This window comes from Variovorax guangxiensis (assembly GCF_003952165.1).
Taxonomy (GTDB): Bacteria; Pseudomonadota; Gammaproteobacteria; order Burkholderiales; family Burkholderiaceae_C; genus Variovorax; species Variovorax guangxiensis.
This window is the reverse complement of the sequence record NZ_RXFT01000001.1, coordinates 482,192-505,402: the sequence shown is the minus strand read 5'-3', so window position 1 is coordinate 505,402 and position 23,211 is coordinate 482,192. Positions and strand designations below refer to the sequence as shown.

Annotated in this window: 20 protein-coding genes and 2 tRNA genes; 11 read left to right on the top strand and 11 right to left on the bottom strand. The window is 65.6% G+C overall.

Annotated features, from left to right (window positions below; genetic code table 11):
• Window positions 1-92: 92 nt before the first annotated feature.
• Window positions 93-1,358 (top strand): transcription termination factor Rho, encoded by a 1,266-nt coding sequence (gene rho, locus EJP67_RS02460; protein WP_126019051.1) that lies wholly within the window; start codon window positions 93-95, stop codon window positions 1,356-1,358.
• A gap of 132 nt (window positions 1,359-1,490) precedes the next feature.
• Here rho and EJP67_RS02455 read toward each other — a convergent pair whose 3' ends face one another.
• On the bottom strand, window positions 1,491-2,549 hold the full coding sequence (locus tag EJP67_RS02455) for an oxidoreductase (RefSeq protein ID WP_126019049.1): 1,059 nt from the start codon (window positions 2,547-2,549) through the stop codon (window positions 1,491-1,493).
• A gap of 183 nt (window positions 2,550-2,732) precedes the next feature.
• Here EJP67_RS02455 and EJP67_RS02450 point away from each other — a divergent pair, with 183 nt between their 5' ends.
• The 3 genes from EJP67_RS02450 (at window position 2,733) to EJP67_RS02440 (ending at window position 6,161) form a co-directional block, all read left to right on the top strand.
• The gene (locus EJP67_RS02450; protein WP_126019047.1) at window positions 2,733-3,002 is read left to right on the top strand and encodes a type B 50S ribosomal protein L31; all 270 of its coding nucleotides are present in this window, start codon (window positions 2,733-2,735) and stop codon (window positions 3,000-3,002) included.
• Between the two features lie 79 nt (window positions 3,003-3,081).
• The gene (locus EJP67_RS02445; protein WP_126019045.1) at window positions 3,082-4,821 is read left to right on the top strand and encodes a hypothetical protein; all 1,740 of its coding nucleotides are present in this window, start codon (window positions 3,082-3,084) and stop codon (window positions 4,819-4,821) included.
• Window positions 4,818-6,161: an MATE family efflux transporter gene (locus EJP67_RS02440; RefSeq protein WP_126019043.1), complete on the top strand. Its 1,344-nt coding sequence runs from the start codon at window positions 4,818-4,820 to the stop codon at window positions 6,159-6,161. The genes EJP67_RS02445 and EJP67_RS02440 overlap by 4 nt, the downstream gene beginning before the upstream one ends.
• Before the next feature lie 28 nt (window positions 6,162-6,189).
• On the opposite strand, the gene phoR is transcribed toward EJP67_RS02440, so the two are convergent.
• The 7 genes from phoR to pstS are packed head-to-tail and all read right to left on the bottom strand — an operon-like array spanning window position 6,190 to window position 12,841.
• Window positions 6,190-7,527 (bottom strand): phosphate regulon sensor histidine kinase PhoR, encoded by a 1,338-nt coding sequence (gene phoR, locus EJP67_RS02435; RefSeq protein WP_126019041.1) that lies wholly within the window; start codon window positions 7,525-7,527, stop codon window positions 6,190-6,192.
• Between the two features lie 44 nt (window positions 7,528-7,571).
• Window positions 7,572-8,264, bottom strand: coding sequence for a phosphate regulon transcriptional regulator PhoB (phoB, locus tag EJP67_RS02430; RefSeq protein ID WP_007836652.1), 693 nt, complete (start codon window positions 8,262-8,264; stop codon window positions 7,572-7,574).
• A 27-nt stretch (window positions 8,265-8,291) separates the two neighbouring features.
• The gene (phoU, locus tag EJP67_RS02425) at window positions 8,292-8,993 is read right to left on the bottom strand and encodes a phosphate signaling complex protein PhoU (protein WP_126019038.1); all 702 of its coding nucleotides are present in this window, start codon (window positions 8,991-8,993) and stop codon (window positions 8,292-8,294) included.
• A 19-nt stretch (window positions 8,994-9,012) separates the two neighbouring features.
• Window positions 9,013-9,792 carry a phosphate ABC transporter ATP-binding protein PstB gene (gene pstB, locus EJP67_RS02420; RefSeq protein ID WP_021007056.1) on the bottom strand — a complete coding sequence of 260 codons (780 nt, stop codon included), beginning with the start codon at window positions 9,790-9,792 and terminating at the stop codon, window positions 9,013-9,015.
• Window positions 9,793-9,812: 20 nt separating this feature from the next.
• Window positions 9,813-10,697: a phosphate ABC transporter permease PstA gene (gene pstA, locus EJP67_RS02415; RefSeq protein WP_126019036.1), complete on the bottom strand. Its 885-nt coding sequence runs from the start codon at window positions 10,695-10,697 to the stop codon at window positions 9,813-9,815.
• Complete coding sequence (pstC, locus tag EJP67_RS02410) at window positions 10,694-11,776, bottom strand: phosphate ABC transporter permease subunit PstC (RefSeq protein WP_126019034.1); 1,083 nt, start codon at window positions 11,774-11,776, stop codon at window positions 10,694-10,696. The genes pstA and pstC overlap by 4 nt, the downstream gene beginning before the upstream one ends.
• Window positions 11,777-11,806: 30 nt before the next feature.
• Window positions 11,807-12,841: a phosphate ABC transporter substrate-binding protein PstS gene (pstS, locus tag EJP67_RS02405; RefSeq protein WP_126019032.1), complete on the bottom strand. Its 1,035-nt coding sequence runs from the start codon at window positions 12,839-12,841 to the stop codon at window positions 11,807-11,809.
• A gap of 260 nt (window positions 12,842-13,101) precedes the next feature.
• Between pstS and EJP67_RS02400 the strand changes: the two genes are divergently transcribed.
• Complete coding sequence (locus EJP67_RS02400) at window positions 13,102-14,622, top strand: Ppx/GppA phosphatase family protein (protein ID WP_126019030.1); 1,521 nt, start codon at window positions 13,102-13,104, stop codon at window positions 14,620-14,622.
• A 33-nt stretch (window positions 14,623-14,655) separates the two neighbouring features.
• Here EJP67_RS02400 and EJP67_RS02395 read toward each other — a convergent pair whose 3' ends face one another.
• The 3 genes from EJP67_RS02395 to EJP67_RS02385 are packed head-to-tail and all read right to left on the bottom strand — an operon-like array spanning window position 14,656 to window position 18,336.
• On the bottom strand, window positions 14,656-15,117 hold the full coding sequence (locus EJP67_RS02395; protein ID WP_171022539.1) for a SixA phosphatase family protein: 462 nt from the start codon (window positions 15,115-15,117) through the stop codon (window positions 14,656-14,658).
• A gap of 19 nt (window positions 15,118-15,136) precedes the next feature.
• Window positions 15,137-17,458, bottom strand: coding sequence for a polyphosphate kinase 1 (gene ppk1 / locus EJP67_RS02390; RefSeq protein WP_126019028.1), 2,322 nt, complete (start codon window positions 17,456-17,458; stop codon window positions 15,137-15,139).
• Window positions 17,455-18,336 (bottom strand): GNAT family N-acetyltransferase, encoded by an 882-nt coding sequence (locus EJP67_RS02385; protein WP_126019026.1) that lies wholly within the window; start codon window positions 18,334-18,336, stop codon window positions 17,455-17,457. Before EJP67_RS02385 ends, ppk1 begins: the two co-directional genes overlap by 4 nt.
• Window positions 18,337-18,508: 172 nt before the next feature.
• On the opposite strand from EJP67_RS02385, the gene EJP67_RS02380 reads away from it, so the two are divergent.
• The 6 genes from EJP67_RS02380 to EJP67_RS02355 all read left to right on the top strand — a co-directional run bounded on the left by EJP67_RS02380 (window position 18,509) and on the right by EJP67_RS02355 (window position 23,110).
• Complete coding sequence (locus EJP67_RS02380; protein ID WP_206169438.1) at window positions 18,509-20,191, top strand: FAD-dependent oxidoreductase; 1,683 nt, start codon at window positions 18,509-18,511, stop codon at window positions 20,189-20,191.
• Between the two features lie 35 nt (window positions 20,192-20,226).
• Window positions 20,227-20,496 carry a UBP-type zinc finger domain-containing protein gene (locus tag EJP67_RS02375; RefSeq protein WP_126019022.1) on the top strand — a complete coding sequence of 90 codons (270 nt, stop codon included), beginning with the start codon at window positions 20,227-20,229 and terminating at the stop codon, window positions 20,494-20,496.
• Between the two features lie 119 nt (window positions 20,497-20,615).
• On the top strand, window positions 20,616-21,320 hold the full coding sequence (locus tag EJP67_RS02370) for a glutathione binding-like protein (RefSeq protein WP_126019020.1): 705 nt from the start codon (window positions 20,616-20,618) through the stop codon (window positions 21,318-21,320).
• A gap of 34 nt (window positions 21,321-21,354) precedes the next feature.
• Window positions 21,355-21,431, top strand: a tRNA-Pro gene (locus EJP67_RS02365).
• A gap of 183 nt (window positions 21,432-21,614) precedes the next feature.
• A tRNA-Arg gene (locus EJP67_RS02360) sits at window positions 21,615-21,691 on the top strand.
• A 177-nt stretch (window positions 21,692-21,868) separates the two neighbouring features.
• Entirely contained in the window at window positions 21,869-23,110 is a 1,242-nt protein-coding gene (locus EJP67_RS02355; RefSeq protein WP_126020376.1) for a tyrosine-type recombinase/integrase, read from the top strand.
• The last annotated feature ends 101 nt before the right edge of the window (window positions 23,111-23,211 follow it).

The following is a 23,211-nucleotide window of genomic DNA, read 5'->3' as shown; positions in this document are numbered from 1 at the left end:
CCGGTTCGAGTTCCCCGGTTGGTGAAGCACTTCTCGCTTCACGTTCAACCTCCCCCCGTTTCCAGTTCGATTACCCCGCGAGGGGTCATTCCATGCACTTAAACGAACTCAAGGCACTCCACGTGTCTGAAGTCCTCAAGCAGGCTGAAGCGCTTGAGATCGAAAACGTCGGCCGCATGCGCAAGCAGGAGCTGATGTTCGCGATCATCAAGAAGCGCGCCAAGGCCGGCGAACAGGTCTTCGCCGATGGCGTGCTCGAAATACTGCCCGACGGCTTCGGCTTCCTGCGCAGCCCCGACACCAGCTTCACGGCCAGCACGGACGACATCTACATCTCGCCCAGCCAGGTGCGCCGCTTCAACCTGCACACCGGCGACATGATCGAAGGCGAGGTGCGCACGCCCAAGGACGGCGAGCGCTATTTCGCGCTGACCAAGCTCGACAAGGTCAACAACGGCCCGCCGGAGCAGAACAAGCACAAGGTGATGTTCGAAAACCTGACGCCGCTGTTCCCCAAGGAGCAGATGAAGCTCGAGCGCGACGGCATCAAGGGCGACGAGAACATCACGGGCCGCATCATCGACATCATCGCCCCCATCGGCAAAGGCCAGCGCGCCCTGCTCGTGGCGCCGCCCAAGAGCGGCAAGACGGTGATGATGCAGCACATCGCCCACGCCATCAGCGCCAACTACCCCGACGTCCACATGATGGTGCTGCTCGTCGACGAGCGCCCTGAAGAAGTGACCGAAATGCAGCGCACGGTGAAGGGCGAGGTCATTGCCTCGACCTTCGACGAGCCTGCCGCGCGCCACGTGCATGTGGCTGAAATGGTGATCGAGCGCGCCAAGCGCCTGGTCGAGCTCAAGAAGGACGTGGTGATCCTGCTCGACTCCATCACCCGCCTCGCCCGCGCCTACAACAACGTCGTGCCCTCGTCGGGCAAGGTGCTGACCGGCGGTGTCGACTCCAACGCGCTGCAGCGCCCCAAGCGCTTCCTGGGCGCCGCGCGCAACGTCGAGGAAGGCGGCTCGCTGACCATCATCGGCACCGCGCTGATCGACACCGGCAGCCGCATGGACGAAGTGATCTTCGAAGAGTTCAAGGGCACCGGCAACTCCGAAATCCACCTCGACCGCCGCCTGTACGAAAAGCGCGTGTTCCCCTCGATCCAGCTCAACCGCAGCGGCACCCGTCGCGAAGAACTGCTGCTGGCCCCTGAGATCCTGCAGAAGACCCGCATCCTGCGCCAGCTCATGTACAACATGGACGAGATCGAGTCGATGGAGCTGATGCTCAAGAACATGAAGGCGACGAAGACCAATGTCGAGTTCTTCGACATGATGCGTCGCGGCGGGTAGCTGTTGCTTGCCCCCAGGCTGCGCGCACTTCGTGTCGCTACGCCTACCCCCTACCGGGGGCGGTGCCTACTGACCGGCAAAGCCGGATCAGTGGCACCCCACGAATGAATGCCCGCCTTGTGCGGGCATTTTTCATGTGCGAATCGCTCGGCCCTCCAAGGCGCTTTGGCGGCCGAGGTCGAGCAGCTCCATCAGTGCGACAGCCTGATCGGGTGGTACCGGATTGGGTCCGTGACCCAGGATGGCATCGCGAACCGCGGCGTAGTAGTCGACGTAGTTGCCGGCCCGCGTGGGAATGCTCCGCTTGGTGAAGATCCCACCGGGTCCGGCCAGCGAAAGCTGTCCGTCCAGCGGATCGTCGCCCCACCCTACGGCGGGCGGCCGCTGTCCGGCGCGCAGCGCGTCTTCCTGGGTATCGACGCCATGCTTGACGTAGCTTCCGAGCGTGCCGTGGACGATGTAGCGCGGCGCCGCATGAGCCGCCAGCGACGTCGAATGAAGCACCACGCGCAGCGGTGCGTGCGGCCCGGACTCGTATCGCAGCACGGCATGGAAGTAGTCCTCGACCACGGCGCCGTCGCGCAGCACGGCAGTGTCGAGCTGGATCGTGTCGGGACGGCCGAAAAGCTGCACCGCCTGATCGACCAGATGGGAGCCCAGGTCGACCCAGAGGCCGGAGCCGGGCACTGCCTGTTCGCGCCAGCGCTCCTTCACTTCGGGACGGAAGCGGTCGAAATGGGACTCCAGGTACACGGGGCGGCCCAGTTCGCCGGACGCAAGGACATCCTTGAGAGTCAGGTAATCGGAGTCGAAGCGACGGTTCTGGTAGACCGCGAGAAGCCGATCGTTGCGCTTTGACAACAGCTCGAGCTCCCTCGCCTCGACCACGTCGAGTGTGAAGGGCTTGTCGACCACCACGTGCTTGCCGGCCTCCAGCGCCGCCTTGGCGACCGGATGGTGCTGGGCGTTGGGCGTGGCGACCACGATCAGGTCGATGTCCGAACGGGCCACGAGGGCGGCCACGTCCGGCACCACCGCCACGCCGGGCCAGTCGGCATGTACCTTGTGGGGCTGCGAACTGGCCACGGCTGCCAGTTCCAGCCCCGGAACGGCCGAAAGAACGGGCGCGTGGAAGGCCTGGCCGGCAAATCCGTAGCCGACGAGGCCCGCGCGCAAGGGTGTGGAAGTCATTGGGGAGCCTTCGGTTTGCTCGAAAATGGGGCAGTATGCGATAATCGCTGGCTTCGCGAAAAGTGCGGTCAGGCAGCTTCGCCTGGCTCCTCGGGTTTCCTCCGAGGCAGCGCGCCACTCTAGGCACGCTGGTGGCTCTCGCATCGACCGCGCATTGATTCCAAAAGCGCAAAAGGAAACACCATGGCAAAAGAAGGCATCCACCCGAATTACCGCGAAGTCCTGTTCGTCGACATGTCGAACGGCTTCAAGTTCGTGACCCGTTCGTGCGCGAACACCAAGGAAATGGGCACGACCGACGACGGTCGCGAACTGCCGCTGTTCAAGCTCGACACCACGAGCGAATCGCACCCGTTCTACACCGGCACGCAGAAGTCGGTCGACAACATGGGCGGCCGCGTCGAGAAGTTCCGCAACCGCTTCGGCAAGACCACCGGCGCCGCCTCGAAGTAAGGTACGCGCTTTTGCGTCGAGGGCAGCCCGGTTTACCGCGCTGCCCTTTTTCTTTCCCAATCCTGCCTCTTCCCGCCACTTGAACCAGCCCACCCCCGCGATCGTTGCCCAGAGCGCCGTGCGCCGGCTGCCGCGCATCGCATTGCTGCTGCTCTGTGCGGCTTACTTGCTGCCGGGGCTGGTCGGCCGGGGCCCCTGGAAGAGCGCGGACATCACGGCCTTCGGCTACATGGCCGAGCTGGCCCGCAGCACCGAGGGCATCGCGCGCTGGTTCGATCCGATGCTGCTGGGCCTGCGACCGGAAACACCAGCGCTGATTCCGTACTGGATCGGCGCCCTGGCCATCAAGATCGCCCCCGCATGGATCAACCCGGACCTGGCCGTTCGCGTCGCGTTCGCATTCCTGCTCTGGGGCACCTTCACGGCCACCTGGTACGCCGTCTATTACCTGGCCCGCACCGCGCGCGCCCAGCCCGTGGCCTTTGCCTTCGGCGGCGAGGCCCGGCCTACCGATTACGCGCGCGCCATCGCCGACGGCGGCCTGCTGGCACTGATCGCCTGCCTCGGCCTCGCCCAACTCGGCCACGAAACCACGCCCGCGCTGGCCCAACTCTTCTTCGCCTCGCATCTTTTCTATGGCGTGGCCGCGCTGCCCTATCGCCGCAACGGCCCGGTGATCGCATTGGCGGTCGGCACCATCGGCATCACGTTGAGCGGTGCACCCACGGTCGGGCTCGCACTGGCCATCGGCAGCGTGCTCTACGTCGCCTACGAACGCCGGCTCGCCGCGCAATCCGCCAGCGAAGACTTCGTCGACGACGAAAGCAGCGGCCCCGGCTACACGCGGGCTGCGCTGTTCACGATGATCGGCATCACCGCGCTGGCGGCGGTGCTGGTGTTCAGCCTGAAGCTGCCGACCTGGAAGATCACCGTGATCGGCAACACCCTGCTGGGCGACGTGCGCAGCCAGGCCAAGCTGCTGGTCTGGTTCACCTGGCCGGTCTGGCCGCTGGCCATCTGGACGCTCTGGCGCTGGCGGCGACAGCTCACGGCGCGCCATGTCGCCCTGCCTTTCTGGTTCGCGCTGGTGCCGCTGGCCGCCACCTGGAGCACCGACTACTCCGACCGTTCGCTGCTGCTGGCCCTGCCCGCCTTCGCCACGCTCGCGGCATTCGCCCTGCCCACCTTCCGGCGCAGCGCCTCGGCGCTGATCGACTGGTTCAACGTGCTGTTCTTCAGCGGTCTCGCCGTACTGGGCTGGATCTACTGGATCGCCATGCAGACGGGCGTGCCGCCCAAGCCCGCAGCCAGCGTCGCGCGACTGGTGCCTGGCTTCGTGCCCGAGTTCTCGCCCATTGCCGTGGTCCTCGCCGTGGCAGCGACCATTGCCTGGTGCTGGCTGGTGCGCTGGCGCACGGGACGGCACCGCGCCGCCCTCTGGAAGACGCTGGTGCTGCCGGCCGGCGGCACGGCCCTGTGCTGGATGCTGCTGATGACCCTGTGGCTGCCGCCGATCGACTATGCGCGCAGCTACGTCCCGCAGATCCGCGCCGTAGCCGAACGCGTGGGCCAGCCGCGCTGCATCGCGGAACTGGCACTGAGCCGTCCGCACATTGCGGCACTGCGCCATCACGGCAACTTCAACGTGCAGCCGCTGCTGCTGGGCACCGACTGCCCGTGGCTGCTGGTCAGCCCTGACACGATCGAGCGCCTGCACACCATCATTCCGTTCGACCAGTGGCGCTTCGCCGGCACGCTGCGCCGACCGAGCAGCGCCGCTGACGACCTCCTGCTCTACCAGAAGATCACGCCGCAGTGAGGAGCGAGCGGGCTCTGATCGCGCGGCACGCGGGCACGGTACTCGTCGGCCAATTGGCCGTGATGGCCTTCGGCGTGACCGACACCATCATCGCGGGCCGCTACTCCGAGCACGCGTTGGCTGCGCTGTCGGTCGGCGCCGCGGTCTTCGTGAGCGTCTACGTGTCGCTGATGGGCGTTCTGCAGGCGCTTTTGCCGGTCTGGGCCGAGCTGCACGGCGGCGGGCGCGGCAGCGAGATGGGGCGTTCTGTGCGGCAATCGCTGTACCTTGCGGCCATCGCCATCGTGGTCGGCATGACGATCCTGCTGCTGCCGGGCTCGGTCCTGCAGTGGACCCAGGTGCCCGCGGAGATGCGCGGCGAGGTCGAGGCCTACCTTGCCGTGCTGGCTTTCGCCTTGGCGCCCGCCCTGCTCTTCCGCCTGTTCAGCACGCTGAACCAGAGCCTGGGCAGGCCCCAGCTCGTGACGTGGCTGCAACTGGGCTCGCTGCTGGTGAAGCTGCCCCTGTCGATCTGGTTCACCTTCGGCGGCGCGGGCCTGCCGGCCATGGGCCTCGTGGGCTGCGGCTGGGCCACGCTGTGCGTGAACTGGACCATGCTCGGCTGCGCCATCTGGCTGCTGCGCAAGCAGCCTTTCTATGCCGACTACGGACTCTGGAAGCGCATCGAGGCGCCCGACTGGCAGCAGATCCGCAAGTTCGCCCGGCTCGGCGTGCCGGGCGGGCTGGCGGTGCTGGTCGAAGTCACGTCGTTCACGCTGATGGCCCTCTTCATCGCCCGCCTCGGCACCGCCGCTGCGGCCTCGCACCAGATCGCATCGAACCTGCTGGCCGTGGCCTACATGACGCCGCTGTCCCTGGGCATCGCGACCAGCGCCCGCGTGAGTTTCTGGCTCGGTGCCGGTGACGCAGCCAAGGCGCGGCACGCCTGTCGCCTGGGCTTCGAGCTGACGGCCCTGTGCGCGCTCTTCTATGCCGCGGCCATGGCCTTGCTGCGCGACCAGCTCGCCAATGTGTACTCCGACAACCCCGCCGTGATCGCGATGGCGGGCGCGCTGCTGCTGGCGGTGGCTGCATACCACGTCGCCGACGCGGTACAGACCTTCTGCGTGTTCGTGCTGCGCTGCTACCGGGTCACGCTGGCGCCGCTGGTCATCTACTGCACGATGCTGTGGGGAGTGGGCCTGGGTGGCAGCTATCTGCTCGCATACCGCGGCCTTGGGCCTTGGGCAGCCATGCAGTCGCCCCTGGCGTTCTGGATCATGAGCGCCGCGGCTCTGGCCCTGACCGCCCTGCTGTTCGGCGTGCTGCTGCGCTGGACGATGGGTCAGCGCGCAAGATAAAGAGACTAAGGAGACGAGGCCCGAAGGCCTACTTCGCCATCACGCGTGCTTCCCGCACACGTGCCGCCGGGAACACCAGCGCAAAGCGGGAGCCCTTGCCCACCGTACTTTCGATGCGCAGCTCCGCGCCGTGCCGCTGGGCGATGTGCTTGACGATCGCCAGCCCCAGCCCGGTGCCGCCGGTTTCGCGGGAGCGGCTGCGGTCGATGCGATAGAAGCGCTCGGTCAGCCGCGGGATGTGCTCCGCGGCAATGCCTGGGCCGGTGTCTTTCACGGCGTATTCGCCGCGCCCGTCGGGCAGCACCTTCCAGCTCACAGCCACCTCGCCGCCGCCGGGCGTGTAGCGGATGGCGTTGCTCAGCAGGTTCGACATCGCGCTCTGCAGTTCGGTCGGCGCGCCCGACACTTCCGACTCGGCATCCACGACGAACGACAACTGGTGCCCCTTGGGCGTCAGCCGTTCCGACAGTCCGCGCCCCTCGTCCTCGCACTGCGCGAACAGCGCGCGGATGCGGATCCACTGGCTGCCGGACGGCGGCGCGCTGCCTTCGAGGCGCGACAGCGTCAGCAGGTCGTTCACCAGCGTCTCCATGCGATGCGACTGCTGCCCCATCAGCGACAGATAGCGCGCGCGCTCGTCCGCATCGAGTGGCAGGTTCTGCAGGGTCTCGACGAAGCCCGCCAGCACCGTCAGCGGCGTGCGGATCTCGTGCGACACGTTCGCCACGAAATCGCGGCGCATCGCCTCGGCCTGCTCGAGCGCGGTGATGTCGCGCGTGAGCAGCATGCGGCGATTGCCGGCATAGGGGTGCACCTGCACGGAGAGCCTGACCGGATGGCTGCGCTGGTGCCCATGCCCCAGCCCCGGGCCGTCGATGACGACGTCGCGGCTGTAGTTCCAGGACGCGAGGTATGCGACGAAAGCGGGATCGCGCACCAGATTCGCCAGATGCTGCGCCAGGTCGCGCTCGGCATCGATTCCGAACTGGCTGGCCGCCGTCTGGTTGCACCATTCGATGCGGCCCTGCTCGTCGAGCAGCACCACGCCGTTGGGCGATGCCTGGATGGCTGCGAGGAACTCCTGCAGGCGGTCTTCGGCCTGCCGGGTCTGCTGCTCGCGGTCGCGCAGCAGCTTGCGGATGCGCTCGGCGAGTTCGCCCCAGACACCCGGCCAGCGAGACGGCAGGCCGGCGGCGTCGTTGCGCAGGATGCGCAGCAGCCGATCGGCGCGCCATGCATCCAGCGCCAGCCAGAGCACGGAACCAAGCCACGCCCCCAGCCAGCCGAACTTCCAGCCAAAAATGGCAACAGCGCCCGCTCCTACTGCAAGGGACGCTATTAAAAAAGTAGCAATGCGGAAAGGCATGGCGGGCGATTATCCGCGCCCGCGGCCAAAGGAAGCCACGGCGCTCAAACCGTGACTTGGGCGGTCAGGCGATAGCCCGCTCCGCGGACGGTCTCGACCATCGGCGCCGCCGCGCCCAGCGATTCACGCAGGCGCTTGACGTGCACGTCGACCGTGCGCTCCTCGATGTAGACGTGGTCGCCCCACACCTTGTCGAGCAGCTGCGCGCGGCTGTGCACGCGCTCGGCATGCTGCATCAGGTAGGCCAGCAGCTTGAACTCGGTCGGGCCGACCTTCAGCGCGCCACCCTGCCAGGTCACGCGATGGGTGGAGGTGTCGAGGGCCAGCTCACCGATCTCGACGCGCTCCGTGACCACTTCCGGCGCCCGGCGGCGCAGCACGGCGCGGATGCGGGCCAGCATCTCCTGGGTGGAGAACGGCTTGGTGATGTAGTCGTCGGCACCGGCATCGAGGCCGGCGACCTTGTCGGGTTCGTCGCCGCGCGCGGTCAGCATCAGGATCGGGATGGCCTTGGTGCGCGGGTCCTTGCGCCACTGGCGCGCGAGCTGCAGGCCGCTCTGGCCGGGCAGCATCCAGTCGAGCAGGATCAGATCCGGCAGGAAGGCGTCGATCTCTCGCTGGGCCGCGGCGCCATCTTCCGACCAGATCGGCTCGAAGCCGTTGTGGCGCAGGTTGACGGCGATCAGCTCGGCGATCGAGGACTCGTCTTCGACGATCAGGACTCGGGGTTTCTTCATGCTTTCTTGGGAGTCTTGCCGCAGCCGTTACTGCAGCGCGGACTCGATTTCCTGCATCGAAGTGTGCCGCACATCGGCACCCTTGACGATGTAGATGATGAATTCGGCGATGTTCTTCGCGTGGTCGCCGATGCGTTCGATGGCCTTGGCCAGGAACAGCAGGTCCAGGCTGGCCGAGATGGTGCGCGGGTCTTCCATCATGTAGGTGACCAGCTTGCGCACGAAACCGTCGAACTCCTTGTCGATCAGGTCGTCGTCCTTCAAGATCGACAGCGCCGCGGCGGTGTCGAGACGGGCGAAGGCGTCGAGCGCCTTGCGCAGCAGGCCCGCGGCGAGGTCGGCGGCGATGCGCAGCTCGGTCGTGGGCAGCTGGCGGGCGGCGCCGCTCTCGATGATCGACTTGACCATGCGCGCGATCTTGTTGGCTTCGTCGCCCACGCGCTCGAGGTTGGCGGTGGTCTTGCTGATGGCGATCAGCAGGCGCAGGTCGCGTGCGGTCGGCTGGCGGCGCGCGATGATGGACGACAGCTCGCGGTCGATGTCGATCTCCATCGCATTGACGCGGTGCTCGGTTTCCATCACACGGTTGGCCGCTTCGGAGTCGAACTGCAACAGCGCGTACACGGCCTGGTTGATCTGCGACTCGACCATGCCGCCGAGTTCCATCACGCGCGACGAAACGCCGTTGAGCTCGCTGTCGAACTGGCTGGAGAGGTGTTTCTCGGTCATGTTGTTGTCTCCTTTGACTTCAACCGAAACGGCCGGTGATGTAGTCCTCGGTCTCCTTGCGCTGCGGCTTGAAGAACATCTGTTCGGTAGCGCCGAACTCGATCAGGTCGCCGAGGTACATGTAGGCGGTGTAGTCGCTGCAGCGGGCGGCCTGCTGCATGTTGTGCGTCACGATGACCACCGTGTATTCGTTCTTGAGCTCGGCGATCAGCTCCTCGATCTTCGCGGTCGAGATCGGGTCGAGCGCCGAGCAGGGCTCGTCGAGCAGCAGCACTTCGGGCTTGATCGCGATGCCGCGTGCGATGCACAGGCGCTGCTGCTGGCCGCCGGAGAGGCCCGAGCCGCTTTGCTGCAGCTTGTCGCGCACTTCGGTCCACAGCGCGGCCTTCTTCAGCGCCCATTCGACGCGGTCGTCCATCTCGCTGGCCGAAAGGTTCTCGAACAGCTTCACGCCGAAAGCGATGTTGTCGTAGATCGACATCGGGAACGGCGTGGGCTTCTGGAACACCATGCCGACCTTGGCGCGGATCAGCGCCACGTCCTGCTTCGAGGTCAGCAGGTTCTCGCCGTCGAGGGCGATGGTGCCTTCGGCGCGCTGCTCCGGATAGAGCTCGAACATGCGGTTGAAGGTACGCAGCAGGGTCGACTTGCCGCAGCCCGACGGGCCGATGAAGGCCGTGACCTTGTTCTCGGGGATTTCGAGATTGATGCCCTTGAGCGCGTGGAACTTGCCGTAGTAGAAGTTCAGGTCCTTGACCGAGATCTTCGAGCGCGACGGTTGTGCGACGGTGTTTGGCATGTTGTTGACTTCTTCCGGATTCAATGTTTGTTGCGCGTCAGTACCCGCGCCAGGATGTTGAGGGCGAGCACGGCAATCGTGATCAGGAACACGCCGGCCCATGCCAGCTGTTGCCAGTTCTCGTAGGGGCTCATCGCGAACTTGAAGATCGTGACCGGCAGGCTGGCCATCGGCTGGCTCACGTCGGCGGTCCAGAACTGGTTGTTCAGCGCGGTGAAGAGCAGCGGCGCGGTTTCACCGGCGATACGCGCCACGGCCAGCAGCACACCGGTGACCACACCGGCGCGGGCGGCGCGCAGCGTGATGTTGGTGATGACGCGCCACTTCGGCGTGCCCAGCGCATAGGCAGCTTCGCGCAGGCCCGGCGGCACCAGCTGCAGCATGTTCTCGGTGGTGCGAATCACCACCGGGATCACGATCAGCGCCAGCGCGATGGCCCCGGCCAGACCCGAGAAGGTCTTGAAGTAGGCCACCACCACGGCATAGACGAACAGGCCGATCACGATCGACGGCGCGGACAGCAGGATGTCGTTGACGAAGCGCGTGACCGAAGAGAGCAGTCCCTTGGGGTTGTACTCGGCCAAATAGATGCCGGCCATGATGCCGATCGGCGTGCCCACGAAGGTGGCCAGCATCACCATCACGAAGGAGCCGAAGATCGCGTTCGCGATACCGCCCGCCTCGTTCGGCGGCGGCGTCATCTGCGTGAACGTGGCGATGGCCAGGCCGCCCACGCCCTGGCGCAGCGTCTCCCAGAGGATCCAGATCAGCCAGAACACGCCGAAGGCCATCGCGGCGAGCGACAGCGTGAGCGCGATCTTGTTGACGCGGTTGCGCGCGGCAAACCTGGCCTGGCGCGTTTCGGCCAGCGCCTTGGCCACGAGAAGGTTCTGGGCGGTGCTCACGACTTGGTTCCTTCGCTCTTCTTCATCTTGGCCAGCAGCATCTTGGAGAGCGACAGCACGACGAAGGTGATGAAGAACAGCACGAGGCCGAGGTACATCAGCGCAGCCTGGTGCAGGCCCGCGCCGGCTTCGGCGAATTCGTTGGCGAGTGCCGAGGTGATGCTGTTCGCAGCCTCGAACACGGAAAGGGAGTTGAGCTGGTTCATGTTGCCGATCACGAACGTGACCGCCATCGTTTCACCCAGCGCCCGGCCGAGGCCGAGCATGATGCCGCCGATGACGCCGGCCTTGGTATAGGGCAGCACCACCTTGGAGACGACTTCCCACGTGGTGGAGCCGAGGCCGTAGGCCGACTCCTTCAGCAGCGGCGGCGTCACCTCGAACACGTCGCGCATCACCGAGGCGATGAACGGGATGATCATGATCGCGAGGATGATGCCGGCCGACAGGATGCCGATGCCCACGGGCGGGCCCGACACCAGCGCGCCGAGATACGGCACGTCGGAGAGCAGCTTCTGCAGCGGCTGCTGCACCCAGGTCGACAGGATCGGCCCGAACACCAGCAGGCCCCACATGCCGTACACGATGGAGGGCACCGCAGCCAGCAGCTCGATGGCCGTACCCAGCGGGCGCTTGAGCCAGCTGGGCGAAAGTTCGGTGAGGAAGAGCGCGATGCCGAAGCTCACCGGCACTGCGATCACCAGCGCGATGATCGAGGTGGCCAGCGTGCCGTAGATCATGACCAGGCCGCCGTACTCGTCCTTGACCGGGTCCCACACGCTGCTCGTGAGGAAGCCGAGGCCGTACTTCGAGATGGCGGGCCAGGCGCCGGCAACCAGGGACAGCAGGATGCCGATGAGCATCGCCAGCGTCAGCAAGGCGGCGCCCTTGGCGGCCCAGCCGAACAGCCGGTCGGCCATGGGGCCGGAACGCGGCGCCTTCACAGGCGGCGGAGGTGCGGTGGCACGACCGCGCTCGGCCGCGAGGTCGAGAGAGGTGGTGGCGGCGGGAAAGGTGGATGACACGGGTCGCTCCGGCAAAGACGAAAGCGGCGCGTCCTCGAGCGAAGAGTTGCTCATGGGCGCGCCGTCCTGGACTGTTGGGTGGGTTTACTTGAACGCGACGGCCTTGCCCGACGAGTCCTTCACCTCACCCCATGCCTTGGCGATGGTGGCCTTCACGGCTTCGGGCATCGGCACGTAGTCGAGCTCGTCGGCCGTCTTGTCGCCGCTCTTGTAGGCCCAGTCGAAGAACTTGAGCACAGTGGTCGCGTTGGCGGGCTTGTCCTGCACCTTGTGCATCAGGATGAAGGTGGCACCGGTGATGGGCCATGCGTCCTTGCCAGCCTGGTTGGTCAGCACCTGGTAGAAGCTCTTGTTCCATTCAGCGCCGGCGGCGGCGGCCTTGAATGCCGAGTCGTCGGGCGACACGAAGGTGCCGGCGGCGTTCTGCATCTGGGCGTACGTCATCTTGTTCTGCTTGACGTAGGCATATTCGACGTAGCCGATCGAGTTCGGCAGGCGGTTCACGAAAGCGGCGACGCCTTCATTGCCCTTGCCACCCGCGCCGGTAGGCCAGTTCACGGCCGTGCCTTCGCCGACCTTGGTCTTCCACTCGGCGTTGACCTTGCTCAGGTAGTTGGTGAACAGGAAGCTGGTACCCGAACCGTCGGCGCGGCGAACCGGGGCGATGGCGGCGTCGGGGAGGTTCAGCGAACCGTTCAGCGCCTTGATGGCGGGGTCGTTCCACTTGGTGATCTTGCCCAGGTAAATGTCGCCCAGGACCTGGCCGTTGAGCTTCAGCTCGCCGGGCTTCACGCCCTGGATGTTGACCACGGGAATCACGCCGCCGATGACGGTGGGGAACTGCATCAGGCCCTTGGCCTGGAGTTCGTCGTCCTTCAGGGGAGCATCCGAAGCGCCGAAATCGACGGTCTTGGCTTCGATCTGCTTGATGCCGGCACCCGAGCCGACCGACTGGTAGTTGATCTTGACGCCGGTGGCCTTGTTGAAGTCGGAAGCCCACTTGGCGTACAGCGGCGCCGGGAAGCTGGCGCCGGCACCGGTCACGTCTTGCGCGAGGGCGGGAATGGAGAACACCGCGGCCACGAGACCGGCTGTTGCAAATTTGAACGTCGTTTTCATGAAGCTTCCTTTTAGAAGTAAGAAGTAGTCCCTTTCCGGGCTTGGGACGGACTCTAGAAAGCTTCTGTGACATCAATATGACACCCCTCTACCGAGGGAAAATGCCTTTGTTTCGCCGGTCTTGCATGTGACGCTGTCACATAACCGTCATGCGAGCCCCCTAGCCTTCCGGAACTCGCCATCGCGCGATCAGAAGGCGGCACGCCCTGTCACGGCGCTACGATCAAACACAAAGACACCGCCCTCCTTTTCAGAATCACATGCAAAACGGCACCCGCCTCGCAGCAGTCGACCTGGGGTCGAACAGTTTCCGGCTCGAAATCGGACAGGTCGACCACGGCCAGATCCACCGCACCGAATATCTCAAGGAGACGGTGCGCCAGGGCAACGGCCTGGACAGTGCCCGCAATCTCACGACCGAAGCCATGCAGCGCGGCTGGGACGCCCTCGCCCGCTTCGGCGAGCGCCTGGCAGGCTTCAAGCGCTCGCAGGTCCGGGCCGTGGCCACGCAAACGCTGCGGGAGGCGCGCAACCGCGAAGAATTCCTGCTGCGCGCGCGCACCATTCTGGGGTTCGGCATCGACGTGATCCCTGGACGGGAAGAAGCCCGCCTCATCTATCAGGGCGTGGCGCACATGCTGCCGCACAACGATGCATCCGACCGCGAGCGTCGGCTGGTGGTCGACATCGGGGGGCGCTCCACCGAAATGATCATCGGCCGCGCCCTGGAGGCCGACCGCATGGAGTCGTACCGCGTCGGCAGCGTCGCCTGGTCGATGAAGCACTTCGGTGAAGGTCTTTTCACCCAGGCCGCCTTCCGCGCCGCCGAAGTCGCGGCCAAGGCCGTGCTCGACGACGCGCTCGGCAGCTACACGCGTGACCAGTGGGACGTGGCCTATGGCGCCTCGGGCACCATCGGTGCGGTCGGCGATGTGCTGGCCGCGGCGGGCGGCGAGCCTGGCCTGGTCACTCGCGAGGGCCTCGACTGGCTGCTCGATCGCCTGCTCAAGGCCGGCAGCGCCGACAAGCTGCGCATCGATGGCATGCGCGAAGACCGCAAGGCCGTGATCGGCGGCGGCCTGAGCGTGCTGCGTGCCGTGTTCGATCTCCTGTCCATCGACGAAATGAAGGTCGCCCAGGGTGCGCTGCGCCACGGCGTGCTCTATGAGCTGCTCGAGCGCGACGAGAGCGTCGCCGACATGCGCACCACCACCGTCGCGCGGCTGGCCAGCCGGTTCGCGGTCGATCCGGAGCAGGCTCGCCGTGTCGGCGACACCGCCGCGGCCCTCTTCGTGCAGCTCTCGCCCGCCGCGCGCGGCGGCAGCACCACCAACCGGGCTGGCCGCGCGCTTCGCAAGCTCGGGTGGGCCGCACATCTGCACGAGATCGGCACGCTGGTGTCCCACAGCGATTACCACAAGCATGGCGCCTACATCCTCGACAACACCGACGCACCCGGCTTTGCGGTCAACGAACTGCATGCGCTGGGCCAGCTGGTGCTGGGCCAGCGAGGCAAGCTTCGCAAGCTCGAGGCGTCGCTGGACGATGAAACCTTCGTGATGCAGTTGCTGTCGCTGCGGCTCGCGGTGATCCTGTGCCACGCACGGCGCGATCCCGACCCGCAGGCGCTCCACCTGGCAGCACTGGGCGCACGGGCCTTCGCCATCGCCTGCGCTCCGGACTGGGCCGAGGCCTATCCGCAATCGGCGCACCTGCTGCGCGAGGAAGTGCTGGCCTGGCAGAAGACCAGCAACTGGCGGGTCGAGCTCAGCGGCTGCTGAGCACTCCCGACTGCCGGGCTTTCTCGCTCCCGATCAGAGCAACTCGGGCGATTGCACCGTCACCACGACGGTCTGCACGTCGCCGTCGCGCTCGCGCGTGCGAATCCACCACAGCGCGCCCTTGCGCACCGGGCAGCTGTCCTGCTTCAGCCCCAGCAACAGCGAGATCGCCTGCCCCACCGATGGCTGGTGGCCGATCATCAGCACCACAGATTTGCCATTGGGCCAGCCGGCCGCGCCGAGCAGCGCCTCGGCGGTGGTGTCCGGAGCGAGTTCCGAGCGCAGCTTGTATTTGCGGCCCAGCGCCAGCGCGGTCTGTTCGCAGCGCCGCGCCGGGCTGCAGATGATGCGCGTACCGTCGGGCAACTGGCGGTCCAGCCATGCCGCCATCCGCTTGGCCTGCTTTTCGCCGCGCGCGGTGAGCGAGCGCTGCATGTCGTCGCAACCCTCGGTCCAGTCCTCGGCTTCGGCATGACGCCAGAAGATCAAGTCCATGGTCATCGTCTTTCGATCTTCAGTTGCTGGATGCATCTCTGAGATGCCCTCGTGATGCGTAGCGGTTCATGAGCGCCGCCTGCGCGCCATGGGCTTCGACGACGGGCGACGAGCCTGCTTCGCCCGAATGCGTATCGTGGTCGACGCGCGTGTACGTGCCGTCGGCGCCCAGGTCCCAGGCGTCGCGGCCGTCGTGCAGATAGGCCACCAGGCATTCGTCGATCAGCCGCTGGCGCAGCCCGGGGTCCGTCACGGGCCATGCGAGCTCGACGCGCCGCATCATGTTGCGGTTCATCCAGTCGGCACTCGACAGGTACAGCGACTCGTCCTCCCCGTTGCGGAAGTAGAAGACCCGCGAATGCTCCAGGAAGCGGCCGATGACCGAGCGCACCCGGATGTTGTCGGTGACGCCCGGCACCTGCGCCGGCAGCGTGCACGCTCCGCGCACGATCAGGTCGATCTTCACCCCCTTCTGGCCGGTGCGAACCAGCGAGGCGATGATTTCGTCGTCGGTCAGCGCATTCATCTTGGCGACGATGCGGGTCGGCTGGCCAGCTGCGGCTGCCAGGCCCAACGCATCGATCTGGGCGATGACGTTCTTGTGCAGGTCGAATGGCGCCAGCCACATGCGGTTGAGCTTCGGCAAGCGGCTCTGGCTCGCCAGATGCACGAAGACGGCTTCCATGTCGGCCGTCAGCAGCGGATCGGCCGTGAGGTGGCTGATGTCGGTGTAGAGCCTGGCCGTGCGCGGGTTGTAGTTGCCCGTCGAAAGATGGCCGTAGCGGCGCATCTGCTTGCCCTCGCGCCGCGTCACCAGCAGCATCTTGGCGTGGGTCTTGAGGCCGACCACGCCATACACCACCTGCGCACCGATCGACTCGAGCATCTCGGCCCAGTTGATGTTGGCCTCCTCATCGAAGCGGGCCTTCAACTCCACGACCACCGTGACTTCCTTGCCGCGACGAACGGCCTCACGCAGCAGGTCCATCATTTCCGAGTCGGCGCCCGTGCGGTAGATGGTCTGCTTGATCGCCAGCACCTGCGGGTCTTGCACTGCCTCGCGCAGGAATGCCAGCACCCCGTCGAAGCTCTCGAAAGGTTGATGGATCAGGACATCGCCTCGCTGCAACTGCTCGAAGAACGACTGGCCGGACGACAAGGTGACGGGGTACGAGGCGCGATACGGCGGAAACCGCAGTTGCGGTTCGTCGAGCAGGTCAGCCAGCTGCGTGAGCCGGGCCAGGTTCACAGGGCCGTGTACCCGGTACAGCGCCTCTGGCGGCAGATTGAACTGCGCCAGAAGGAAGCTCGCGAGCGATTCGGCACAGCTTGCCGAAACTTCGAGGCGAACGGCCTGCCCGTAGTGCCGGTGCTGCAGCCCCTGGCGCAGCGCGGTACGCAGGTTCTTGACGTCTTCCTCGTCCACGGCAAGGTCGGAATGCCGCGTGACACGGAACTGCGAGAAGTCGCCCACCTCGCGCCCCGGGAACATGCCGCTCAGATGTGCACGCACCACGCTGGAAAGCGCCACGAAAAGCGTCTTGCCCTCCGAAACCTTGGCCGGCATCCTGATCAGCCGCGGCAGCACGCGAGGCAGCTTGACGATCTGGATCGGGTTTTCACGCCCGAAAGCATCCTTGCCACCCAGCCTGACGATGAAGTTGAGCGACTTGTTCGCCACCTGCGGGAACGGGTGGGCCGGATCGAGGCCGACCGGAATCAGCAGAGGGCGCACCTCGCGCTCGAAATACTCGCTGACCCATTTGCGCTGCGCCGGATTGCGCTCACCGTGGGAAATGATGCGGATGCCGTGCGTCGCGAAGGTCGGCATCAACTCGTCGTTGTAAAGCGCGTACTGGCGCGCCACCAGCTTGTGGGCCGCTTCGGCCAGACGCTGGAACGACTCGACCGTGTAAGTGCCCTTGTGGTCGCCGGCGCTGCCTGCAATCAGGTGAGGCGCGGCACGGACTTCGAAGAACTCGTCGAGATTCGACGACACGATGCACAGATATCGCAGCCGCTCGATCAGCGGCACTTCCTTGCGATGCGCCCAGTCGAGCACGCGCTCGTTGAACGAAAGAATGCTGTGGTCGCGGTCCAGCAACGTGAACGCGGGCGCCGCAACGTCAGGGGACGGGTTTGCGGGAGCGGGAGACATGGACACTGATTCTGAGGCAGGCGACACAGGAGGGAACACAGGCTGAAATATGACAGTGTCAGCCTCTCTTGTGACAGTTCCATGACTATTCCGTGACGCGTCGAGGCCAGCGGTTTGCTGGCCGAGGGCACCAGGGGGAGAAGCGAGCGGCCCGGTTCCGGGCCGGTCGGCCGCCGGCTTCATGCGCCCAGGAAGTGCTTGCGGTAACGCGCCGGCAGGTCGTCGATGCGCATCAGCATCGGCAGGTCGGCCGCGTTGAAATCGGGATCCCAGGCCGGCGCGCCGAGGACCTTCGCGCCCAGGCGCAGGTAGCCCTTGATGAGCGCCGGGGGCTCCACGTCGAGCGTGCTGTCGAGGCGTTCGACCGGCAGCGGCAGACGGGGCTGCACCTGATATTGGATCGGCGCCATGTGCTTGGCCGAAACCTGGCGCCAGATGCTGGCAGCGGCGTCACCGTTCGTGACACCGTTATGTGACATCGGGATGCTCGCACAGCCGATCATCGTGTCGAGCTTGTTGCGGTGCATGAAGCCGGCCAGGGCACCCCAGAGCGCGAGGATCACGCCGCCCTGGCGATGGTCGGGGTGCACGCAGCTGCGGCCCAGTTCCACCATGCGCTCGCGCAGGTCGCGCAGGCGGGTGAGGTCGAATTCAGTATCGCTGTAGGTGCTGCCGACCCGGCGGGCCTGGGCGGGCGTGAGCACGCGGTAGGTGCCGATGACTTGCTGGGTCAGTTCGTCGCGCACCAGAAGGTGTTCGCAGAAGTCATCGAACAGGTCGATGTCGTGACCGGCGACCGGAGAGGAAACCCTGGCGCCCATTTCACCGACGAACACGTCGTAGCGCAGGCGCTGGGCAGCACGCACGTCGTCGACATGGCGGGCCCAGCCAACGGTGATACCTTGTTTGGATTCGACGGCCTGCGGCAGGATGACTGCGGGGGCCTGAGGCACCGACGTACGGGCCGCAGCGGCAGGAGCACCAGCCGCAGGGGCGGGCCACAAGGCCGCGCGAAGCCCGATCTGCGAAAGCGGAAACGTCGGGTTGGGCAGTTCTTTCATGGGGAGACCCTTTCTGCCGAGGGAGTCTCCGCACCTGCGATGAAGCGGGCATGTCAGGAAAATTGCAGGCGCGTGACGCTGTTACAGCCCAACGCCGCCTGCAGAACGACTGCAACCCACAGGGCCAGCTTCGTCGTCTAATGCGATGGATTCGCGAAACGGAGTTCCACACATGGCCACAACCGCCGCCAACGGCACCGACAGCAGCCGCCTCCATCAAACCTTCCCCGTCCTCAGTGACACGGAGATTGCGCGCATCGCGCGCTTCGGCACCGTGCAGCAGTTCGCCCGCGGCGCCAGGCTGTTCACCGCAGGCGAAACAGGCCCCGGCATGTTCGTGCTGCTGAAAGGCGTCGTGGCTGTCACGCAACGCGACGGGCTCGGTCATGTGGTGCCGATCGTGCGGCAAGGACCGGGAGAGTTCCTGGCCGAAGTCGGCCAGTTGAGCGGCCGTCCTGCCCTCGTCGATGGCCATGTCGACGAGGATGTGGAGGCGCTGCTGGTGTCCCCCGCGCAGCTGCGCGCGCTGCTGGTCGCCGAAGCCGACCTTGGCGAGCGCATCACCCGCGCGCTGATTCTTCGGCGCGTGGCGCTGATCGAATCGGGCGCCAGCGGGCCCGTCCTGATCGGCCAGCCGCAGTCGCCCGACATGGCCCGGCTCGAGAACTTCCTGCGCCGCAACGGCTATCCATATCACCTGGTCGACGCTGCCCAGGACCCCGACGCCGCCGCCCTGCTCGCCCAGTACGGAACCTGCAGGCTGCTGGCGGTATGCCCGGACGGCTCGGTGCTGGTCAACCCGAGCGACGATGCGCTGGCGCGCTGCCTCGGCATGGTCGATACGGCGGAGCGCAACGAGCTGTACGACGTGGCCGTCGTCGGCGCCGGCCCTGCCGGGCTGGCGACCGCGGTATACGCGGCTTCCGAAGGCCTGCGCGTGATCGTGCTCGACTGCCGGGCATTCGGCGGCCAGGCCGGTGCCAGTGCGCGCATCGAGAACTACCTCGGCTTTCCCACCGGTATCTCGGGGCAGGCGCTGGCGGGCCGAGCGTTCGTCCAGGCACAGAAATTCGGCGTCGAGATGCTGATTCCGGCCAAGGTGGCGTCGCTGGACTGCTCGCGAGAAAACGCGCTCGAGAGCCTGGCAGTCACGCTGGCGGACGGCCGCACGATCCATGCGCGCACGGTGGTCATCGCCAGCGGCGCGCGCTACCGCCGGCCCGACGTTCCGCGGCTTGCAGAATTCGAGGGCCGCGGCGTCTGGTACTGGGCCTCTGCCATCGAAGCAAAGATCTGCGCGCAGCAAGAAGTGGCGCTGGTCGGCGGCGGCAACTCGGCCGGACAGGCCGCGGTGTTCCTGTCGCGCCATGCGGCCAAGGTGAACGTGCTGGTGCGCGGGCCATCGCTCGCCGCCAGCATGTCGCGCTACCTGATCGACCGCATCGAGGCCACGCCCAATATCTCGCTGCAGCCGCACACCGAGCTCGTTCGCCTTCATGGCGGCTCCAACGAAGGCCTCACCGGCGCGACATGGCGCTGTCATACCTCCGGCAACGAACACGACTGCGCGGCGCGCAACATCTTCCTCTTCGTCGGCGCGGAGCCGGAAACCTCATGGCTCGAAGGCTGTGGCGTGGCAGTCGACAAGCATGGCTTCGTGCTCACCGGCGATGCCGCCAGCCGCGGCTTTCCGGCCCGGCCGTCCGCGGCGCTCGAATCGAGCGTGCCGGGTGTGTTCGCCGTGGGCGACGTGCGCTCGGGCTCGGTCAAGCGCGTGGGCGGCGCCATCGGCGAAGGCGCGGCTGCCGTCGCGCTGATTCACCAGCACCTGTCGCAGGCCTCGGCCGTGGCCTGAACAGCGCATCAGCTCAAACCAGAAGGAGTCCGAAGTTGCCAATCAAACCTTGTGACCACGTGCCCGCCGAGATCGCACAGCCCCACGCCCAGCAACAGCGCGGCTGCGAAGACTGCCTGAAGACCGGGGACACCTGGGTTCACTTGCGCTTGTGCGTGCATTGCGGGCACATCGGCTGCTGCGATTCGTCGAAGAACCGTCATGCGACGCGGCACTCGCACGCCGAAGGTCACCCCGTCATCCGGTCGCTCGAGCCCGGTGAAAGCTGGATGTGGTGCAACGTGCACGAGAAGCAAGTCGGTTGATATTTCCCCGAATTTCACCAACCAGACTGCGAATTCCCGCGCCGGCACGCGTTTGAATTCGCACGTATATGCTGCCGGGCTCGCATCAAACACATCCCATCAACGGAGTGCCAGACAACATGCCCGCATCGCCCATCGAGGTCTATTCATGGCCAACGCCGAACGGCCACAAGATTCACATCATGCTGGAGGAGTGCGGGCTGCCCTACCACGCGCACCCCGTGAACATCGGCAAGGGTGACCAGTTCGCGCCCGACTTCCTTCAGATCAGCCCCAACAACAAGATCCCGGCCATCACCGACCCCGATGGTCCGGACGGCAAGCCGATTTCGCTCTTCGAATCGGGCGCCATCCTCGTGTACCTCGCGGGCAAGACAGGCAAGTTCCTGCCCACCGGCGACCGCGAGCGCTACGACGTGCTGCAGTGGCTGATGTTCCAGATGGGTGGCGTCGGCCCCATGCTCGGCCAGGCGCACCACTTCCGCCTGTACGCGCCCGAGAAGATCGCCTACGCCATCGACCGCTACAGCAACGAAGCCAAGCGCCTCTACGGCGTGATCGACAAGCAGCTGTCGAAGAACAGGTTCATCGCAGGCAAGAGCTATTCGATCGCCGACATCGCCATCTTCCCGTGGCTGCGCAGCTGGGAAAATCAGGGCATCACCCTCACCGACTTCCCCCATCTGAAGGACTGGTTCGACGGCATCGCCGCCCGCCCGGCCGTACAGCGCGGCGTGAAAGTGCTTGCCGATCTGCGCCAGCCGATCACTGGCGACAAGGAGCGGGAGATTCTTTTCGGCAAGACCCAGTACGAGAAACGCTGAGGCCCTTTTATCCGGGCTAGAATAGAAGGCTTGTCGGGGTGTAGCGCAGCCTGGTAGCGCATCTGGTTTGGGACCAGAGGGTCGAAGGTTCGAATCCTTTCGCCCCGACCACAGAAATCGAAAAGCACACAGTCGTTCACCGGCTGTGTGCTTTTTTCGTTTGGCATCGAGGACTCGCCATGTAGCCGCCCCGCGCCGCGATCAGGACGCGGAACTCGGTAGAATCCGCCGCTGCCGCTTGAGAGCAATCGCACTCAAGTCATTGATTTTCCAGGCATCTCTTCAGCCTGGAATCTGCCCGTAGCTCAGTTGGATAGAGCACCTGCCTTCTAAGCAGGTTGTCGGGGGTTCGATCCCCTCCGGGCAGGCCAAAATCTCACATCACAGCGTCTTACCAAGCATCAGAACCCGCACGTTTCCCCAGCGTAGCGGGTTTTTCTTTGCCTTAAGCTGTGTCACCGCATAGCATCCCATGTCGGTACTTTGCCGGTACTTTTGGAGGTACCTGCGGAGAGCCCTGACTGAGATACCTACACCCGAGGATGGAAATGCCGCTGACAGATACGTTCGTGAAACAGGTGAAGCACAAAGGCGCGGCGATCGGCGAGCGCTACGCTGATGGCGGCGGCATGTACCTGCGAGTCAAGGCGCCCGGCAAGTACTGGCGGATGGATTACCGCTTCAACGGGAAAGCCAAAACATTGGCCCTGGGCGTCTACCCGGCGGTGTCCCTTGCGAAGGCACGGCAGCGACGCGACAAGGCGCGAGAGCTGCTGGCGGAAGGCACAGACCCCAGTGTCGCCAAGCGCACGGAAAAACTCACGAATGCAGCCGAGGCGGCGAATACCTTCGAGGCGGTGGCGCGAGAATTTCATGCCAACAAGGCCAGCGGCTGGAGCGCCAGCTATGCCGAGCGTTGGCTGCGCATCATGGAAAAGGATCTGTTCCCCTACCTTGGGAAGCATCCGATTGCATCGATCAAGGCCAGGGACCTGCTGCATGCGCTCAAGCGGGTAGAGGATCGCGGTGTCATTGAGACGGCCCACACCCTGCGCCAGTGCGCCGGCCAGGTGTTTCGGTTCGCAGTCCAGACCAGTCGATGCGAGAGCAACCCAGCACCCGATCTGCACGGCGCGCTGCGGCCGGTCGTCACCCAGAGCATGGCCGCCGTGTTGGAGCCCAAGAAGGTGGGCGAGCTGATGCGTGCCATCAACGGGTACGCCGGGCAGCCGATCACGCGCGCCGCCCTCCTCCTCTCCGCTCTGCTCTTCCAGCGCCCAGGCAACATTCGCGCGATGGAATGGGCATGGGTCGACTTGGACCATTCGATGCTCACAATCCCCGCGCGGGACATGAAGCGCAAGCTGCAAGAAAAGTTGAACGGCCGGCCGCATTTCGTGCCGCTCGCCGCGCAAGCGCTTGAAGCTTTAGGGCAGGTGCGGCCCCTCACTGGCCACGGCCGCTACGTGTTTCCGAGCATCCGCACCGGCGAGCGCCCAATGAGCGAGAACACGGTGAATGCAGCACTGCGCCGGCTGGGCTTCACCACGGACGAGATGACCGCTCATGGCTTTCGAGCCATGGCTCGTACCGTCATGGCGGAACAGTTGCACGGCATCGAAGCGGATGTGATCGAGGCCCAACTGGCCCACGGGAAGAGCGGCCCGCTTGGCGCTGCATACGATCGTGCCGAATTTATGGACAAGCGCAAAGCCATGATGCAACGCTGGGCCGACTATCTCGACAAGCTGGCCGCGGGCGCCGAGATCATCCAGTTCAAGGCGGCATGACGATCTAGACTTGGTGCTGTCTAAGCTGCTACTTGGAGGTCGTAGCTGTAGCTCATGGCCATCAAGCAGGCTTCGCGTTTGGGGAAGCGATAGCAGGGGTA

Bases quoted from the DNA above. Each gene is read 5' to 3' on its own strand.
- rho (WP_126019051.1), top strand. From the start codon at position 93: ATGCACTTAAACGAACTCAAGGCACTCCACGTGTCTGAAGTCCTCAAG.
- EJP67_RS02455 (WP_126019049.1), bottom strand. From the start codon at position 2,549: ATGACTTCCACACCCTTGCGCGCGGGCCTCGTCGGCTACGGATTTGCC.
- EJP67_RS02450 (WP_126019047.1), top strand. From the start codon at position 2,733: ATGGCAAAAGAAGGCATCCACCCGAATTACCGCGAAGTCCTGTTCGTC.
- phoR (WP_126019041.1), bottom strand. From the start codon at position 7,527: ATGCCTTTCCGCATTGCTACTTTTTTAATAGCGTCCCTTGCAGTAGGA.
- phoB (WP_007836652.1), bottom strand. From the start codon at position 8,264: ATGAAGAAACCCCGAGTCCTGATCGTCGAAGACGAGTCCTCGATCGCC.
- phoU (WP_126019038.1), bottom strand. From the start codon at position 8,993: ATGACCGAGAAACACCTCTCCAGCCAGTTCGACAGCGAGCTCAACGGC.
- pstB (WP_021007056.1), bottom strand. From the start codon at position 9,792: ATGCCAAACACCGTCGCACAACCGTCGCGCTCGAAGATCTCGGTCAAG.
- pstC (WP_126019034.1), bottom strand. From the start codon at position 11,776: ATGAGCAACTCTTCGCTCGAGGACGCGCCGCTTTCGTCTTTGCCGGAG.
- pstS (WP_126019032.1), bottom strand. From the start codon at position 12,841: ATGAAAACGACGTTCAAATTTGCAACAGCCGGTCTCGTGGCCGCGGTG.
- EJP67_RS02400 (WP_126019030.1), top strand. From the start codon at position 13,102: ATGCAAAACGGCACCCGCCTCGCAGCAGTCGACCTGGGGTCGAACAGT.
- EJP67_RS02395 (WP_171022539.1), bottom strand. From the start codon at position 15,117: ATGGACTTGATCTTCTGGCGTCATGCCGAAGCCGAGGACTGGACCGAG.
- ppk1 (WP_126019028.1), bottom strand. From the start codon at position 17,458: ATGAAGCCGGCGGCCGACCGGCCCGGAACCGGGCCGCTCGCTTCTCCC.
- EJP67_RS02385 (WP_126019026.1), bottom strand. From the start codon at position 18,336: ATGAAAGAACTGCCCAACCCGACGTTTCCGCTTTCGCAGATCGGGCTT.
- EJP67_RS02380 (WP_206169438.1), top strand. From the start codon at position 18,509: ATGGCCACAACCGCCGCCAACGGCACCGACAGCAGCCGCCTCCATCAA.
- EJP67_RS02370 (WP_126019020.1), top strand. From the start codon at position 20,616: ATGCCCGCATCGCCCATCGAGGTCTATTCATGGCCAACGCCGAACGGC.
- EJP67_RS02355 (WP_126020376.1), top strand. From the start codon at position 21,869: ATGCCGCTGACAGATACGTTCGTGAAACAGGTGAAGCACAAAGGCGCG.